Origin of the sequence: Corynebacterium suranareeae, assembly GCF_002355155.1 — a bacterium.
GTDB lineage: Bacteria > Actinomycetota > Actinomycetes > Mycobacteriales > Mycobacteriaceae > Corynebacterium > Corynebacterium suranareeae.
Genome location: NZ_AP017369.1, coordinates 1,251,929 through 1,267,747, shown reverse-complemented (window position 1 = coordinate 1,267,747; position 15,819 = coordinate 1,251,929). Strand labels below are relative to the sequence as shown.

Annotated in this window: 16 protein-coding genes; 9 read left to right on the top strand and 7 right to left on the bottom strand. The window is 51.1% G+C overall.

What is annotated here, in order from left to right:
* Window positions 1-7 precede the first annotated feature (7 nt).
* A complete protein-coding gene (locus N24_RS06065) occupies window positions 8-610 on the top strand; it encodes an MBL fold metallo-hydrolase (protein ID WP_096459837.1) in 603 nt (200 codons plus the stop codon).
* Here the strand turns inward: N24_RS06065 and N24_RS06060 are convergent.
* Complete coding sequence (locus tag N24_RS06060; RefSeq protein ID WP_096455219.1) at window positions 607-1,530, bottom strand: DMT family transporter; 924 nt, start codon at window positions 1,528-1,530, stop codon at window positions 607-609. The two genes, N24_RS06065 and N24_RS06060, sit on opposite strands and share 4 nt — an antisense overlap.
* Before the next feature lie 153 nt (window positions 1,531-1,683).
* Here N24_RS06060 and N24_RS06055 point away from each other — a divergent pair, with 153 nt between their 5' ends.
* The 4 genes from N24_RS06055 to N24_RS06040 all read left to right on the top strand — a co-directional run bounded on the left by N24_RS06055 (window position 1,684) and on the right by N24_RS06040 (window position 5,590).
* A complete protein-coding gene (locus N24_RS06055; protein ID WP_096455217.1) occupies window positions 1,684-2,328 on the top strand; it encodes an NUDIX hydrolase in 645 nt (214 codons plus the stop codon).
* 63 nt (window positions 2,329-2,391) lie between these two features.
* The gene (gene nadA, locus N24_RS06050) at window positions 2,392-3,663 is read left to right on the top strand and encodes a quinolinate synthase NadA (RefSeq protein ID WP_096455215.1); all 1,272 of its coding nucleotides are present in this window, start codon (window positions 2,392-2,394) and stop codon (window positions 3,661-3,663) included.
* On the top strand, window positions 3,663-4,505 hold the full coding sequence (gene nadC, locus N24_RS06045; RefSeq protein WP_096455213.1) for a carboxylating nicotinate-nucleotide diphosphorylase: 843 nt from the start codon (window positions 3,663-3,665) through the stop codon (window positions 4,503-4,505). The genes nadA and nadC overlap by 1 nt, the downstream gene beginning before the upstream one ends.
* A complete protein-coding gene (locus tag N24_RS06040) occupies window positions 4,502-5,590 on the top strand; it encodes a cysteine desulfurase family protein (protein WP_096455211.1) in 1,089 nt (362 codons plus the stop codon). The genes nadC and N24_RS06040 overlap by 4 nt, the downstream gene beginning before the upstream one ends.
* On the opposite strand, the gene N24_RS06035 is transcribed toward N24_RS06040, so the two are convergent.
* On the bottom strand, window positions 5,587-6,807 hold the full coding sequence (locus tag N24_RS06035) for an MFS transporter (RefSeq protein ID WP_096455209.1): 1,221 nt from the start codon (window positions 6,805-6,807) through the stop codon (window positions 5,587-5,589). The genes N24_RS06040 and N24_RS06035 overlap by 4 nt on opposite strands.
* A 140-nt stretch (window positions 6,808-6,947) precedes the next feature.
* Between N24_RS06035 and N24_RS06030 the strand changes: the two genes are divergently transcribed.
* Entirely contained in the window at window positions 6,948-7,430 is a 483-nt protein-coding gene (locus N24_RS06030) for a MarR family winged helix-turn-helix transcriptional regulator (protein ID WP_096455207.1), read from the top strand.
* A gap of 259 nt (window positions 7,431-7,689) precedes the next feature.
* On the opposite strand, the gene N24_RS06025 is transcribed toward N24_RS06030, so the two are convergent.
* Window positions 7,690-8,034, bottom strand: a complete 345-nt coding sequence (locus tag N24_RS06025) for a zinc ribbon domain-containing protein YjdM (protein ID WP_096455205.1) — start codon at window positions 8,032-8,034, stop codon at window positions 7,690-7,692.
* 68 nt (window positions 8,035-8,102) lie between these two features.
* On the opposite strand from N24_RS06025, the gene N24_RS06020 reads away from it, so the two are divergent.
* Window positions 8,103-8,501, top strand: a complete 399-nt coding sequence (locus N24_RS06020) for an OsmC family protein (RefSeq protein WP_096455203.1) — start codon at window positions 8,103-8,105, stop codon at window positions 8,499-8,501.
* Here N24_RS06020 and abc-f read toward each other — a convergent pair.
* Genes abc-f through N24_RS06000 form a run of 4 tightly spaced genes read right to left on the bottom strand, consistent with a single transcriptional unit; the run spans window position 8,488 to window position 12,396 of the window.
* Window positions 8,488-10,131, bottom strand: coding sequence for a ribosomal protection-like ABC-F family protein (gene abc-f / locus N24_RS06015; RefSeq protein ID WP_096459834.1), 1,644 nt, complete (start codon window positions 10,129-10,131; stop codon window positions 8,488-8,490). The genes N24_RS06020 and abc-f overlap by 14 nt on opposite strands.
* Before the next feature lie 47 nt (window positions 10,132-10,178).
* Window positions 10,179-10,943, bottom strand: a complete 765-nt coding sequence (locus tag N24_RS06010; protein WP_096455201.1) for an isocitrate lyase/PEP mutase family protein — start codon at window positions 10,941-10,943, stop codon at window positions 10,179-10,181.
* 59 nt (window positions 10,944-11,002) lie between these two features.
* The gene (locus N24_RS06005; protein WP_096455199.1) at window positions 11,003-11,710 is read right to left on the bottom strand and encodes an SCO1664 family protein; all 708 of its coding nucleotides are present in this window, start codon (window positions 11,708-11,710) and stop codon (window positions 11,003-11,005) included.
* Entirely contained in the window at window positions 11,707-12,396 is a 690-nt protein-coding gene (locus N24_RS06000) for an MSMEG_4193 family putative phosphomutase (protein WP_096455197.1), read from the bottom strand. Before N24_RS06000 ends, N24_RS06005 begins: the two co-directional genes overlap by 4 nt.
* 27 nt (window positions 12,397-12,423) lie before the next feature.
* Here N24_RS06000 and N24_RS05995 point away from each other — a divergent pair, with 27 nt between their 5' ends.
* A complete protein-coding gene (locus N24_RS05995; protein ID WP_456297778.1) occupies window positions 12,424-13,815 on the top strand; it encodes an AAA family ATPase in 1,392 nt (463 codons plus the stop codon).
* Between the two features lie 23 nt (window positions 13,816-13,838).
* Window positions 13,839-15,806, top strand: a complete 1,968-nt coding sequence (locus tag N24_RS05990; protein WP_096455193.1) for a vWA domain-containing protein — start codon at window positions 13,839-13,841, stop codon at window positions 15,804-15,806.
* Window positions 15,807-15,819 lie beyond the last annotated feature (13 nt).

Sequence of the window (15,819 nt, the reverse complement as noted above, 5' to 3'; positions counted from 1 at the left end):
GGGGGATATGAAAATCACTCGTCACATCCACGCTTGCGTAGAGATCGAGCACGAAGGCCACCGCATAGTTATTGATCCAGGAACTTTTGGAGCACCAAATCTAGATGGCGCCACCATCTTGGTCACCCATAACCATGCTGATCATGTGGACCCGGACTTGTTGAAACCAGGCATGACCATTTACGCACCAAAATCAGTAGCGCACGCCATTCCTGTGGAATGCCACATCGTCGAACACGGGCGAAACTTTACTGTCGGACCTTTTTCAGTTGAGGTTCTTGGCTCTGAACACGCAATGCTTACTCACTCCATGCCGATTGCCGAGAACGTCGGTTACCTGATTAACGGCAGGGTTCTTCACCCAGGCGATACCTTCCAGCCCATTAAAGACGTGGAACTGGCATTGGTTCCAGTCAATGGACCATGGGTGAAAATGCTAGATGTGGAAGGCTACCTGAAAAAATTCCCACCACAGCGTTTTATCGGAATCCACGATGGCATTGCCAACGAACGGGGCTTGGCGATCAACAAGAAGTTCTTAACACATCTTGGCCAGACTTATGGTTCGGAATATCTGCCACTTGGGGAAGGAGAATCAGTAGAGATTTAAATCCTGATCATTGATACGCCCACGATGATCACCACAAGGCCTAGAATCTGGGCGATGTGGATTCGACGGCGTGGGCTGCCAAGAATTCCAAAAGCATCAATGAGCAAACTAGCCAACATCATGCCCAAAAGCATGACCACCACGGTGACACCAGTGCCGATGACTGGCCCTAAATAAGCAGTACTGAAAATAACTGTTGCGCCAATAACACCTCCGATCCACATCCACCAAGGGTTCTTCTCCCCTGCGCCATCAATGCCCCGCCACTTCGTTCTAGTAACCAAGAGCAGAATAAATAAAGCGGTGGTGCCAACGGTAAAGGATATAAGTGCTGATTCAATAGCGGATCCTAGGATGGTTCCCAAATATCCGTTAACAGCAACCTGGGTTGCTTGGCACATACCCATCACCACTCCAAAAAGGCGCCATAGCCAAATCGATGCACCTTGAGTTTGTGTATGGCTGGAACTTTTCTTAGAAAACACTCCTACTGCAGCTAGGGAGCCAACAAGTACCGCTGCGGCACCTAGGATTCTGATCAAAGACAATGGGGCTTGAGGAGAATGCGCCAGTCCCGTTGAATCAATAATCAGGCCCATGATGATCTGCCCTGAAATAGGCAAAATGACGGTTTGTACACTGCCAACCCGCGGAAATAGCAAAATATTGCCGGTAAGAAGGACAACTCCCAACATGCCACCGGTGAAAATCCACCATGGATGACCGGCTGTATTTGCCAGTGCTGGGTACGGGTGTCCGCTGGTAATCCACGTTGCGATAATCAGCGTTAAAGTACCTACAAAAAAGGAAATAAACGATGCAAGCAGCGGTGCTCCCACGGATTGACGCAATCTATTATTCACCGAAGTTTGGAGCGGCATGATGGCACCCGCCAACACACCGAATAGCACTGCAAGCATGCGATTTTCTCTTCCTGGAAATAATTTCCGGGTTTTTATTACGACCCCAGACATATTAGACCTCCAAAGGAATCTTTAAAACACTTCCCTTAGAGTCAAAGTGACTGTAAGATAGCTCACTAGTTAAAGTCAGATTGACCCTAAGGTGGTTTTTTGCCTGCGTCACCAGAAATCCAGATGGCCGTATCCACGATCATCTTCGCGCTGCGCCCCGGTCCCCAAGACCTGCCCAGTTTGTGGACGCCATTTGTCCCACGCACACGCGAACCTCACCTCAACAAATGGGCACTACCCGGCGGCTGGCTTCCACCCCATGAAGAACTAGAAGTAGCTGCAGCACGCACTTTGGCAGAAACCACAGGCCTTCACCCCAGCTATTTGGAACAGCTTTACACTTTCGGCAACGTCGATCGCTCCCCCACTGGCCGAGTGATTTCCGTGGTGTATTGGGCTTTAGTTCGCGCCGATGAAGCCCTCCAAGCAGTCCCTGGTGAAAACGTCCAGTGGTTTCCAGCTGATCACCTCCCCGAGCTTGCATTCGACCACAATGACATCGTCAACTACGCCTTGGAAAGACTTCGCACCAAGGTTGAATATGCCGATATCGCACACTCCTTCCTAGGAGAAACATTCACCATCGCACAGCTACGTGCAGTACATGAAGCAGTTCTTGGCCACAAACTTGATGCCGCCAATTTTCGAAGATCCGTGGCCACCTCACCCGATCTCATCGACACTGGCGAAGTGCTTGCGGGAACACCGCACCGGCCACCCAAGCTCTACAGGTTCCAAAGATAAACCTCTAGCTTTACGTTTTCAGCCTCTACATTTCCAGCCCAAGCATTTGAAAAGGTAGCACTCATGACCACCTCCATTACTCCCTCAGTCAACCTGGCTTTGCAAAACTCAAGCAGCTGCAATAGCGAACTTAAAGAAGGTCCTTGGTTTCTTGACCTCCCTGGTATGCCAGATGCCTATGGCCCCGGCGCGTCCCAGGGTGATCCCATTCCAACGCATGCGCCACGCCAACAAGTCCTGCCAGAAAAATATCAACACGCCAGTGATGAAGAACTACATCGTAGGATCCGTGATGCTAAAAACACCCTGGGTGACAAGGTAGTTATCCTAGGACACTTTTATCAGCGCGATGAAGTCATTCAGCACGCAGACTTTGTGGGTGATTCTTTCCAACTTGCTCGCGCAGCTAAAACCCGTCCCGAAGCTGAAGCCATTGTGTTCTGCGGTGTGCATTTCATGGCTGAAACCGCTGACCTTCTTTCCACTGATAAGCAGTCTGTCATTCTTCCCAACCTAGCTGCTGGTTGCTCCATGGCAGATATGGCTGATCTTGATGCTGTTGAGGATTGCTGGGATCAGTTGACCTCTATCTATGGAGATGAGCCAATTATCCCTGTTACCTACATGAATTCTTCGGCGGCTCTTAAAGGCTTCGTTGGTGAAAACGGTGGAATCGTGTGTACGTCATCCAATGCTCGTTCAGTTTTAGAGTGGGCGTTTGAACGTGGACAACGCGTACTGTTTTTCCCTGATCAACACTTGGGGCGTAATACTGCCAAAGCGATGGGCATTGGCCTTGATCAGATGCCGTTGTGGAATCCTAATAAGCCTTTGGGTGGAAACAGTGTCGCTGAACTTGAGCACGCAAAAGTGCTGCTCTGGCATGGTTTTTGCTCTGTCCACAAGCGTTTTACTGTCGAGCAGATTGAAAAGGCACGCACCGAATACCCTGACGTACACGTCATTGTTCACCCTGAATCCCCTATGCCAGTCGTTGATGCTGCTGATTCTTCTGGATCCACTGATTTCATCGTCAAGGCGATCCAGGCTGCTCCCGCAGGATCCACGTTTGCTATTGGTACTGAGATCAATCTGGTTCAGCGTTTAGCTGCGCAGTATCCACAGCACACCATTTTCTGCCTCGACCCTATCATCTGTCCTTGTTCCACCATGTACCGTATCCACCCTGGTTACCTGGCGTGGGCTTTGGAAGAACTAGTGGCAGGCAATGTTATTAACCAGATTTCTGTTTCTGATTCAGTGGCGGCTCCGGCCAGAGTTGCACTTGAACGCATGCTTTCTGTCGCTCCTGCTGCTAAAGGAGCTGCTAAATAGTGACTACTCACATTGATCGCATAGTTAGTGCTGCTTTATCCGAGGATGCCCCATGGGGCGATATTACATCCGAGGCTTTTATCCCCGGGCAGGCGCAGCTGAGTGCTCAGGTTGTCGCCCGGGAACCGGGAGTATTTAGCGGGCAAGAGCTTTTCGACGCTTCCTTCCGTCTCGTGGATCCGCTTTCGGAGGTTTCCTTGGATATCCGAGACGGCGACAGCTTTAAAGCTGGTGACATCCTAGGAAAGATTACTGGAAATGCGAGAAGTATCCTTCGCTCAGAACGCATTGCCTTAAACTTTGTCCAAAGGACCTCTGGCATCGCAACACTGACTTCCCAGTACGTTGCAGAAACCAAAGGCAGCAAAGCACGTATTGTGGATACGAGAAAAACCACACCCGGGCTTCGCATTATCGAGCGACAAGCAGTTCGAGATGGTGGTGGATTCAACCACCGAGCCACGCTCTCTGATGCTGTGATGGTCAAAGATAATCACCTTGCTGCAATTGCTAGCCAGGGACTATCCATTACGGAAGCATTACTCAACATGAAAGCCCGACTGCCCCACACCACCCATGTGGAAGTAGAAGTAGATCACATTGAGCAGATCGAGCCTGTGCTTGCAGCAGGCGTAGACACCATCATGTTGGATAATTTCACCATTGACCAACTGATTGAAGGCGTGGAACTAATTGGCGGTCGCGCACTGGTTGAGGCTTCAGGAGGAGTTAATCTCAACACCGTAGGAAAAATCGCTACCACGGGCGTAGACATTATTTCAGTAGGAGCACTCACCCACTCTGTTCGAGCGCTAGATCTAGGGCTAGATATTTTCTCATGATCTATGTAGATAATGCTGCCACCACGAGCGTGCGAAAAGAAGCCATTGAGGCCATGTGGCCGTATATGACTGGAGCTTTTGGAAATCCCTCCAGCCCTCACGAGGTGGGCAAAATTGCCTCAGCCGGTTTAGACGATGCCCGGGCAAAAGTGGCGCGCATTATCGGCGGACGGCCCAATCACATCACTTTTACCTCTGGCGGTACTGAAGCTAACAACCTTGCAATAAAGGGAAGTTGCTTAGCCAACCCTCGTGGACGTCACCTCATCACCACCCCGATTGAGCATGACAGCATCCTTGAAACAGCGTCCTACCTGGAACGCTTCCACGATTTCGAGATCACCTATCTCTCCCCAGACCGCACCGGGTTGGTGAGCCCCGAGCAGCTATGTGAAGTACTAAGGCCTGATACCACGCTGGTCAGCATTGGTTATGCCAACAACGAGGTCGGTACGGTGCAGCCGATTGCACGATTAGCACAGGCTAGCACTGCCCCATTTCACACCGATGCTGTTCAAGCAGCGCATCTTCCTTTTGATATCGGCGTCGATGCACTTAGTTTGTCTGGCCATAAGTTTGGTGCGCCAAAAGGCACAGGCATGTTGTGGTCAAAACTTCCCCTTGAGCCCGTGATCCACGGTGGCGGGCAGGAAAAAGGGCGTCGGAGTGGCACAGAGAATGTCGCTGGTGCGGTTGCTTTTGCTCGGGCACTTGAGCTAACCCAGGAAGAACACTATCCAGATTTAAGTGAATTCATTACAGAAGTTCTTCGAATTCCTGGAGCAACTCTTACCGGGCATTCCCAGATGCGCCTTGATGGTCATGCTTCTTTCCTCTTTGACGGCATAGGATCTGAAACAGTGTTGCTTGAATTGGAACGACATGGCATTGTCTGCTCCCCTGGCTCTGCTTGTGGTTCCGGAGAAGTTTCGCATGTGTTGCTTGCTTTGGGGTTCAGCGAAGACCAAGCAAGAACGGCTGTGCGTTGTACTTTTGGTACATCGCACAGCCGTGAAGAGATTCAATTTGTGGCCACTGCTATTGCAGAGGCTGTAGCCACAGTACGTGGAGAATCGTTGGTTTAGCTTTCTACAGCTACCTTTTCCACTTCTTGGACAAAACCATTTTTAGCGCGGTCTGTCCGAGCGTGGGTGAAGGTGTAGAAGATTCCAGCGACAACTCCGACACCTGCTAGTACTGCGTACATGGATCCAAAACCAATCGCTGAGGAAACCGCTCCTAGGATAATGGGGCCGAAACCAAAACCTAAGTCTACGAATAGGAACAGGGTCGAAAAAGCAGAGCCGAATTCGGATTTATCTACAAGGCCGACTGCGATAGATTGAACTGCTGGCATCAATGTGCCATATCCGAGGCCAGCAATAATGCCAGATAGCACTACCTGCCAGTTGGCGGTAGCAAAAGCCAAAATCGCTAGAGATACAACGAAGAAAAATACGCCGAAGTAAATCACTACGTTGTCGCCACGGCGGTCTTGCAGTTTGCCTAGGTAACTACGCATGACAAACATCGATACCGCGTATGCGATGAAGAATAGACCTGCACCGGTAATGACATCGCGTTCTTCAGCAAACGCATTGATATAGGCAATGACACCGGAGTAGGAAAATCCAATGAGCAGAATAAAGATTCCGATGGGGATGATTGTTGGATTGACAACGGATCTAAAACTGAATTTCACTGGCTGGCCGGTTGGTTCAGGATCAGAGGTTTTGAAGTACATGAATACGGCGGCAATTAAAGAAATAATCGAGGTTGCCAAAACTACGACAAAGAGCATGTCATAGCCGAATGATCCTAGGACAAAAAGCGCTAGAGCTGGGCCTACTGCTGCAGATACCGTTGTGCCCAAAGCAAGGTAGCCGGTGCCTTCAGACCGTCTCGCGGCAGGGATCAGTTCTTGGACCATCGCCATAATTGCAGTTACTGCAAAAGCATATGCAATTCCATGCAAAAGCCTATTGAGATACAAAAGTGTCAAGGATTCAATAGGAATATAAAGCGCACATGCCAGCATCGTGACGATAACGGCAATCAGAACGATTTTGCGTCGACCAAAGCGATCGATAATAAAGCCGGATACAAACCTTGCTAGTACCGCACCAATCACAATGGAGCTGGCTGCAAAACCGGCCTGAGTTTCAGAGGCTTGAAATTCCTTGATGGCATAAAGCGCCATGGTGGTGATCAGGAAATAAAACACTAAGAATTGCAAGAAGTTAGCAATCCATCCCATCGCAAATGTGGGTGTAAACAGTTTTCCCTCTTCGGTTACGGGCACTATTCTCCTTTGAACGATCTTTTGCATCATGCAATTTTCTTACTTGATAAAGCTATCACGTTTATTGCATCATGCAAATGGCTTGGTAGGATTAAAGTACTCAATTAATCCACACGTTTAAAAGGGAGCGAACCACCATAGTGTCTACAGATCCAGCAGAGCTTGAAAATGCGGATATCCTCGACCAACTCGCATATGAGATCATCTTGCTCACCCGCTATGGCGTACAAAACACTCCAACACTTAAGCGTGAAACCATCATGGATCGCAGCGCCCTTATTTTGCTCAGCCGCCTTGATGTTCAAGGTCCCATGACTGTTAATGAGTTAGCCGAAAGCTTCGCACTCAACGTTTCTACAGTTCACCGCCAGCTCAAAGCTGCAATTGCCAACGGCCTTATCGAAGTTGTCGATGACCCCGATTGTCCCGCTAAGCTGCATCGTCCCACACAGTTGGGGAAAGAAAAATTGGAGCTAGAGTTACATGCTCGCCAACAAGACCTTGTTCGCATCCTCCACGATTGGGATGCAGAAGACATTAAGATCCACACGCAACTTCTGCGCAAGCACAATGAAAGCTTGGAAGACTATCTCGATTTGAAGTGGCCCCGCCCAAAGCGCTAGCCAAAAGCGCTAATCCGAAAATACCCACCCCAATAACCCCGCTGGTGAAGTACTTTTGTCAAAACACTTCCGCACTTCACACCCTGGTGATATAAATAACTTTAAGTATTTTCTAAGCAAAAGGGGTTGTTATGAAAGCCGTGCCAGCGACTCTAGCAGCGATTTTGGCTCATTCAGCACTCACCGTGGCTGTCGCTAGCACTCCGTGCACTAAAGCTCCATCTGTCAAAGAGCCGAGCACTAAAACTCAATAAAGTTTCTAGGCTTTCTTCACCACACTGGATTTCAGGCGCATCTGACCAAATCCAGGAACCTTGGCTTCAATATCGTGGCCATCAACGGGCTCTTCCAACAAACGAATGCCACTGACTTTAGTACCAATCTTGATGGCTCCGCCACCTTTGACTTTGAGGCTTTTCACGATGGATACAGAATCCCCATCGGCCAAGATGTTTCCCACGGAATCTTTAATGACAGCGGTGGTTTCTTCCACTGCTTCACCTTCGACCCACTCGTGTGCACACATTGGGCATACCAGCATGCCACCGTTTTCATAAGTATATTCACTGTTGCACTCAGGGCAGGGAGCTAATTGATCAGACATATTCAGCAGATTCTAGCCGATGTCCCTGGTAACAGCACAAAAACCACCAATTCTGTTAGCCTGCGAGCATGACCTCCATTAAAGCAACCCGAACCAGTCCAAATACTTACACTGTGGTCAATGATTCCGGCGCCGAACTTCGTGTCAGTGCACCCGGTGTTCCAGGCACGTTCTCCCCTAGGGAATTATTGCAGGCCGCGGTCGTTGGTTGCGCTTCTCTATCGGCGGAAGCCCAGCTTGCTCACCAATTGGGTCAAGATTTTCAGGCAAGTGCAACGGTAGAAGCAAAAGAAACCACAGGGCTGATCACTGATCTGCTCTACACCTTGCACGTTGATATGCAAGGTCTTGACAAGCATGCACAAGACAAACTTATCGCCAGTGCGGCTAGGAAAATTGATCGCCTTTGTGCTGTAAAACGATCAATCCATCATGGGATAAATACTGAGGCTGTTATAACTGCTTAACGGATCCATCCTCGACATGCCACCGCCGATTAAGGTGCACGGCTTCCAACATCCTACGATCATGGGTGACCAACAACAGCACGCCATCATAGGATGCTAATGCTTGCTCCAATTGCTCGATGGCTTCTAAGTCTAGGTGGTTTGTGGGTTCATCAAGCACGAGCACGTTGACACCCCGGACCTGGAGCAGCGCAAGCCCGGCGCGCGTGCGCTCACCGGGAGAGAGCTTTTCGACGTCTCGTTCCACATGATTTTCATTTAGCCCAAACTTCGCAAGCAGTGTGCGCACCTCACTGATTGCTAAGTCTGGAACATGCTTTTCAAATGCTGATATCAAGGGCAGCTGTGGATCTAGGAGTGCGCGTGCCTGATCGATCTCTCCGATCGCAACACTTGTTCCCATCGTGGCACTGCCGCTGGTGGGTTGTTGTTTACCTAAAAGGCCTCGCAGCAACGTTGATTTACCAGCACCATTTGGTCCTGTAATACCAATGCGATCACCAGCATTTACTTGCAGCGACACCGGACCCAACGTGAAGTCACCCTGGATGAAGCTCGCATCGTTTAAGGTGGCAACAACTGAACTTGAGCGTGGTGCTTTACCTACGCTGAACTGTAGTTTCCATTCTTTGCGTGGCTCTTCAACTTCTTCTAGTCGCGCGATACGGCTTTCCATTTGTCGGACTTTTTGCGCCTGTTTTTCGCTAGATTCCGCAGCGGCTTTCTTGCGGAGTTTGTCATTATCGGGTGCACGCTTAATAGCGTTGCGCACACCGTGGCTAGACCATTCGCGTTGGGTTCTAGCTCTTGTGACAAGATCCTTTTTCTTTTCGGCAAATTCCTCGTATTGATCTCTGGCATGTTGGCGCAGCACAGCGCGTTCCTCAAGGTAGGAATCATATCCACCGCCATATACGTGGTGGGAATTTTGATGGAGGTCTAGTTCTAATACCGTTGTCACGCACCGCGATAGAAACTCACGGTCATGGCTAACCAGGACGACTCCCCCGCGAAGCCCCTGGACAAAATTCTCGAGTTTTTCTAGGCCGTCAAGGTCTAGATCGTTGGTGGGTTCGTCGAGAAGCACAATGTCAAAGCGCGATAACAGCAACGCTGCCAGACCGACCCGGGCTGCCTGCCCGCCTGAAAGTCCTTCCATCAGCGTCGAGGTGGGGAGCTCAAACCCCAGCTCAGCAAGCACAATGGGGATACGTTCTTCTAAGTCGGCGGCGCCACTGGCCATCCATCGATCAAGGGCTTCGGAGTATGCATCGGCCAAAGCAATGTTGTCTGGATCCGCGCCAAATGCCTCGGCGGTGTCATCCATGGCCGTTGTTGTTGCCTGACATCCGGTCCTACGCGCAATATAGGCTGCGATTGTTTCCCCAGATATCCGGGAGTGTTCCTGTGGCAAATAACCTACGAAAGCATCAGCTGGTGACAGCGCGATTGTTCCAGCTAAAGGCTTATCTACGCCTGCTAGAATTTTTAAAAATGTGGATTTACCAGCACCGTTTACGCCCACGACGCCTACGACATCGCCAGAGGCTACGGTGAGATTCACATCGTTAAATAATGTGCGGTGTCCGTAGCCGCCGGCAAGGCCACTGACCACAAGAGTTTCAGTCATAAAAACCATTGTGGCATTAGGCGTCGAAAAGCGTTTTAAGCCCCCTTTTAAGCCCAAACCTTAAGCTGCTGCGTCGAGGTGGCAGCTAGCCATTTTTGCCAGAGCGGACCGAAGGTCACGCGGCGCACGCCAAGACCTGCAAGCGTAGCCAGATCGCCTGCGCCGTGGCCGTCAACCGGGTGCGCTGTAACATTGACCGGGACAGATACCGCTTCAACCAGGCGTTCTACCTGCTCAGCGGTGTTCAAGCCCACCGGATACACAGAGCGCGCACCGGCCTGCTCCATGAGTTTGATGCGTTTAATCGCCTCAACCATGGGGTCTTCAAAAACGTCCGCACCAAGTTTGACGGCATCGGTGCGTCCATTGATCACCACATCGATCCCTGCGCTATCTGCTGCTTGGCGCGCTGCAGCGATATAGTCAGCATGCTCCTGAGCTTCGCGCACGCGCTTGCCCTCGCTGTGCACGACATCTTCCACGTTGATTCCAACCGCACCGGCCTCCAAGATCTGAGAGATCAAATCCGCAGGTGCAAGGCCATAACCAGATTCCACGTCCACGCTCACTGGGATGGAAACTGCTGAGGTAATCTTTTTAACCACTTTCATGTACTCAGCAAAATCCATATTCTCACCATCTGAACTTCCCGTGGCATCAGCAACAGGGTGGCTACCAATGGTCAGACCTGTAAACCCGGCTTCTTCTACTAGCCCTGCGCTCCAGGTATCCCACGCGGTGGGCAAAACCAGCAACTTTCCAGATTCATGATCACTAGCAAATTGCGTTGCAAGTGTTTTTTGATCAGCCATGACATTCTCCTAAACATATTTTTGAAGTCGCGCCATTTAAGTACTGCCCGCCAGCCTACTCAAACTAACGGCCAAGGGAATTGCCTGTGCGATCGCGCCTGAGGCAAGAAGGGCAAACGGACAATGCGGGAAGCCCTGCGCTGTAAGGCATCAATTTCAGCTGGGTGCAGCAGGCTTGATAGTTCTTCTGGGACTGCGTGGATGAGTGGCTCTACTGCTTCGACCAAGTCCTCCGGAATGGTGCAACCTGCGAAATCCCAAATCACTGTTCGAAGCTTCGGCTCTACGGAAAAACATAATCCGTGGTCAATGCCCCAAATATGATCGCCGTCTAAAAGCACATGGCCTGACTTTCGGTCTGTGTTGTTGCACAACAAATCAAACACCGCCATGCGCACAAACTGTGGGTGTAAATCAGCGCGGGTATCGAACAGTGGGAAATAATGCTCACCATCGTTTTCAATAAACCACTGCACTGATCCCACACCTGCTGGCGCATCGTGCGTAATCACAGTCGGTGGCACAATATTCCAACCCAAAAACTCACTGATCACAAAGGCTGCGCGTTCACGTTTGTACAGGCCAGGCGGGAAATCCCACAGAGGCTGCTCCCCTAGTTCAGGTTTGTACACCGCCCATCCATAATCATCATCTAGTTCAAGATCAACGACGAACCCGATATTGCTTGATTCCACCAACTGCTGAACAATGCCCATTTCTCCTATTTCCAGCAGTTCCAGCTCACGCTCAAACGGTGAAGTGATCATTGTTGAGGAGCTTTCGGGAGCTTGTCACGCAGATATTCCAACGAACCCGTGCGGGAATTTGTCAGCAACATATGTGAGGAGTCGTCCACAAATTCAACTGCTGAAATTGATGCTGTATCAATGTGGATCTTCTGAAAAGAATCCAACGGAGTGCCCACAAAATGCGCCACCGCAGCTTTAATAGTGTCAGCGTGACTAAATGCAGCAACGATTTCTCCTGGGTGTTGCTGCGCAATGTTGTCAATTGCTGCCACCATCCGGTCTTGCATTTCTACAAAGCTCTCTCCGCCTGGAAACCTGAATGTAGACGGTGTTTTTTGCACCGCAGTCCACTCTTCTAAAGCATTGAGCTCAGTTAGTTTCCTGCCTGTCCACTCACCGAAATCGCATTCAATAAGACCGCGTTCCACCTGCACCTCAAGCCCCTGAGCAGCCACCGTCGGCGCCGCAGTTTCTAAAGCACGCTCCATCGGCGAAGAATATACAGCCGCAATAGGCACATCTGCTAGACGCTTTGCCACCTCCCGCGCCTGCTCTTCCCCCTTATCTGCAAGGTGCAAACCTGGCGCTTGACCAGGCAAAATCTGACCTGTGGTGGGAGTTTGCCCATGCCGAATAAGTAAAACCACAGTGGATTTCTTAGTTTCTGCAGCTGCATCTGAACCCGGTTTCATGACATGCAGCATACCTGTGCGAAAAATTCCTGACCGCAAATGCGAAAAAGGTCTAGGGTGTGGGGTGTGAGTCTTCCACCAAATGTACAAACTGTCGGTGAGCTGAAGGCCGCCGGCCACATCTACCGACCTCTGCGCGTAGAAATCCGCGACAATCTCCTAGCCAAACTTCGCAACGGCGAAGATCCATGGCCAGGTCTGCATGGCCTTAATTACACGGTCATCCCACAGCTTGAGCGCGCGCTCATCGCCGGCCACGACATCGTGCTGCTCGGCGAACGCGGCCAGGGTAAAACGCGTCTGCTCCGCACGTTAATAACGCTTCTCGACGAATGGTCCCCGATCCTTCCAGACCGCGACGTCCCAGAACACCCTCTTGCACCTAACGTCGAGGTTGCTGATGATCAGCCAATAAAGTGGGTACACCGCGATGAGCGCTACACCGAAAAACTAGCCACCCCAGATACCTCCGTGGCTGACCTAATTGGCGATGTTGATCCCATGCGTGTTGCTGAAGGCAGGCGTCTTGGTGATCTAGAAACCATCCACTACGGTCTGATCCCTCGCGCTAACCGCGGCATCGTAGCCATCAATGAGCTTCCTGACCTTGCTGAACGCATCCAAGTTGCCATGTTAAATGTCATGGAGGAACGCGACGTACAGATCCGTGGCTACAACGTGCGTTTAGACTTAGATGTTCTAGTGGTAGCTTCTGCAAACCCGGAGGATTACACCAACCGTGGCAGAATCATCACCCCGCTCAAAGACCGCTTCGGGGCAGAAATTCGCACCCACTACCCTCTTGAGCTTGATGATGAAGTAGCAATCATCCGCCAGGAAGCAGAGCTTGTAGCACAAGTCCCTGACATATTGATTGAGATTTTAGCCCGCTACACCCGTGCGCTTCGTGAATCTCCATCGGTTAATCAACGCTCTGGTGTCTCTGCACGTTTTTCCATTGCTGGTGCAGAAACAGTTGCGGCAGCTGCTCTTAGGCGTGCAGCAGTGTACGGCGAAGATGAGGCCGTTGCCCGCCTTGTTGATCTAGAAGCAGCCGTAGAAGTCTTAGGTGGCAAGATCGAATTTGAGTCCGGTGAAGAAGGACGCGAATGGGAAATCCTTGATTACCTGCTGCGCACCGCAACCGCAGAAGCATTACGTTCTACTTTGCGTTCGCTAGATCTCACCCCACTGATCGCAGCGTTAGACGGAAGCATCACTGTTTCCACGGGCACAAATATCACCGCATCAGAATTTTTGGCATCTCTTCCAGAACTAGGCGACAGCACGTTGTACGACGATATCGCTACCGCGTTTAATGCGACTACCCCAAGCATCCGGGCGATGGCTATTGAGCTTGCTTTGGAAGGACTGTATCTGTCCCGAAAAATTGCCAAGGATTCCGGCGAGGGTGAAACCATTTACGGTTAATAAGGTTTTTAAGGAGTACCGCCATGGCTAGTTCACATTCGCATCCCCGGCCTAACCGCAGCCGTTACGGACGCTACACAGGAGGCCCCGATCCGCTTGCTCCTCCGGTGGATCTTAGTGATGCCTTGCGTGATATCGCTGATGATGTCATGGCTGGTTACTCCCCTGAGCAGGCCTTACGTGAGTATTTGCGCAGGGGTGCACGCGGACAAGAAGGTCTTGATGATCTAGCGTGGCGTGCAGCTCAACGCCGCCGAGAATTGCTGAGCAAAAACAACCTCGGTGGAACGCTCGCAGAGGTGCGAAAGCTTCTTGATGAAGCCCTTAAATTAGAACGCGCCCAACTCGCTCGCGATATTGATTTAGATGACACCGATCGAGCTTTCCGCGAGATGCAGATCAGCAATCTCCCCGATTCCACCGCTGCTGCTGTGTCTGAGTTAAATTCCTACGATTGGCAATCTTTCGAAGCACGCCAACAATTTGAGCAAATCCGCGATCTGCTTGGCCGTGAATTATTGGATCAGCAATTTTCAGGTATGAAACAAGCCATGGAAGGTGCCTCTGATGAGGACAAAGCAGCCATCGCAAAGATGCTGCGTGATCTTAATGGTTTGCTGGCTAAACACCGCGCCGGAACAGACACCCCTACAGACTTTGCCAATTTCATGGCCAAACACGGCGAGCACTTTCCTGAACAACCCCGCGATATCAACGAGCTGATCGATATCCTCGCCCAGCGTTCTGCCGCAGCAAACCGCATGCTCAACTCCATGACTGAAGAACAACGCCGCGAACTCATGGAACTATCTGCCCAAGCTTTCGGATCCCCAGAGTTGCAAGAATTACTCGGTGACCTTGCTGGAAACCTCCAAGGACTACGTCCCGAACTCAATTGGGATGGTTCAGAACAATTCTCCGGCGATCAAGGCATGGGCCTGGGCGATGGCACTGGCGCTATGCAAGACCTCGCTGAATTAGACAACCTTGCTGAACAACTCAGCAATTCCCACACCGATCTCGACATCGACGCAATCCGCCGCCAACTCGGCGACGACGCAGCCGTCTCCGCCGAAGCGCTCGCTAAAATTGAGCGCGCCCTGCGCGACAGCGGACTTCTTCGCCGCAACCCCGACGGCTCCTTAAAGCTCAGCCCCCAGGCCATGCGTCGTCTAGGAAAAACGCTTCTCGACGCCGCCAGCGAACAATTATCGTCCCGCCCCGGCTCTAGAGACTCCCGATTAACCGGAGCCAATGGTGAAGCAACCGGAGCCTCCCGACCTTATGTTTTCGGAGATACCCAACCCTGGGATGTCACCCGAACCATCACGAATGCTTTGCAAAGAACAGCTGGCACTGAGGAATCAGGCGGTCCGCTGCGTATCAACCTCGATGATGTAGAAGTCATTGAAACCGAAGCCCGCACCCTCAACGCCGTAGCACTTTTAGTAGACACCAGCTATTCCATGGCAGCTGAGGGCCGATGGGTGCCCATGAAACAAACAGCACTCGCACTCCACCACCTGGTTTCCACCAGATTTAGAGGCGATGAACTAGCACTGATCACCTTTGGTCGGCATGCCCAAAACATGGACATTGAAGAACTAACAGCACTTCCACCCGTTCACGAGCAAGGCACCAACCTCCATCATGCATTGCTGCTGTCCGAGCAATTTTTCGCCCGCCACCCCTCGATGAAAGCAAGCCTGCTCATTGTCACCGACGGCGAACCCACAGCACACTTAGAAACTGATGGTCACGCCTGGTTTAACTGGCCCACCGATCCAGAAACTATGTACAAAACCGTCACCCAACTAGACAAAGTAACCAAGCGTGGCACGCACACCACGCTATTTCGGTTGGGACATGACCAAGGATTAGAGCACTTCCTCAACCAATTAGCCGACCGCGTTGGAGGAACCGTAGTGGCACCCGACCTTGATGGACTCGGTGCAGCGGTTGTTGGTGAATATTTAAAGTACCGCTACTAAGATCGCACTGCTT

What these genes read in the sequence shown, in the direction of transcription:
- N24_RS06065 (WP_096459837.1), top strand. Translation starts at nt 8, where the DNA reads ATGAAAATCACTCGTCACATCCACGCTTGCGTAGAGATCGAGCACGAA.
- N24_RS06025 (WP_096455205.1), bottom strand. Translation starts at nt 8,034, where the DNA reads ATGTCTGATCAATTAGCTCCCTGCCCTGAGTGCAACAGTGAATATACT.
- N24_RS06000 (WP_096455197.1), bottom strand. Translation starts at nt 12,396, where the DNA reads ATGCTGCATGTCATGAAACCGGGTTCAGATGCAGCTGCAGAAACTAAG.
- N24_RS06060 (WP_096455219.1), bottom strand. Translation starts at nt 1,530, where the DNA reads ATGCTTGCAGTGCTATTCGGTGTGTTGGCGGGTGCCATCATGCCGCTC.
- N24_RS06020 (WP_096455203.1), top strand. Translation starts at nt 8,103, where the DNA reads ATGACCTCCATTAAAGCAACCCGAACCAGTCCAAATACTTACACTGTG.
- abc-f (WP_096459834.1), bottom strand. Translation starts at nt 10,131, where the DNA reads ATGACTGAAACTCTTGTGGTCAGTGGCCTTGCCGGCGGCTACGGACAC.
- N24_RS05990 (WP_096455193.1), top strand. Translation starts at nt 13,839, where the DNA reads ATGGCTAGTTCACATTCGCATCCCCGGCCTAACCGCAGCCGTTACGGA.
- N24_RS05995 (WP_456297778.1), top strand. Translation starts at nt 12,424, where the DNA reads ATGCGAAAAAGGTCTAGGGTGTGGGGTGTGAGTCTTCCACCAAATGTA.
- N24_RS06040 (WP_096455211.1), top strand. Translation starts at nt 4,502, where the DNA reads ATGATCTATGTAGATAATGCTGCCACCACGAGCGTGCGAAAAGAAGCC.
- N24_RS06005 (WP_096455199.1), bottom strand. Translation starts at nt 11,710, where the DNA reads ATGATCACTTCACCGTTTGAGCGTGAGCTGGAACTGCTGGAAATAGGA.
- nadA (WP_096455215.1), top strand. Translation starts at nt 2,392, where the DNA reads ATGACCACCTCCATTACTCCCTCAGTCAACCTGGCTTTGCAAAACTCA.
- N24_RS06010 (WP_096455201.1), bottom strand. Translation starts at nt 10,943, where the DNA reads ATGGCTGATCAAAAAACACTTGCAACGCAATTTGCTAGTGATCATGAA.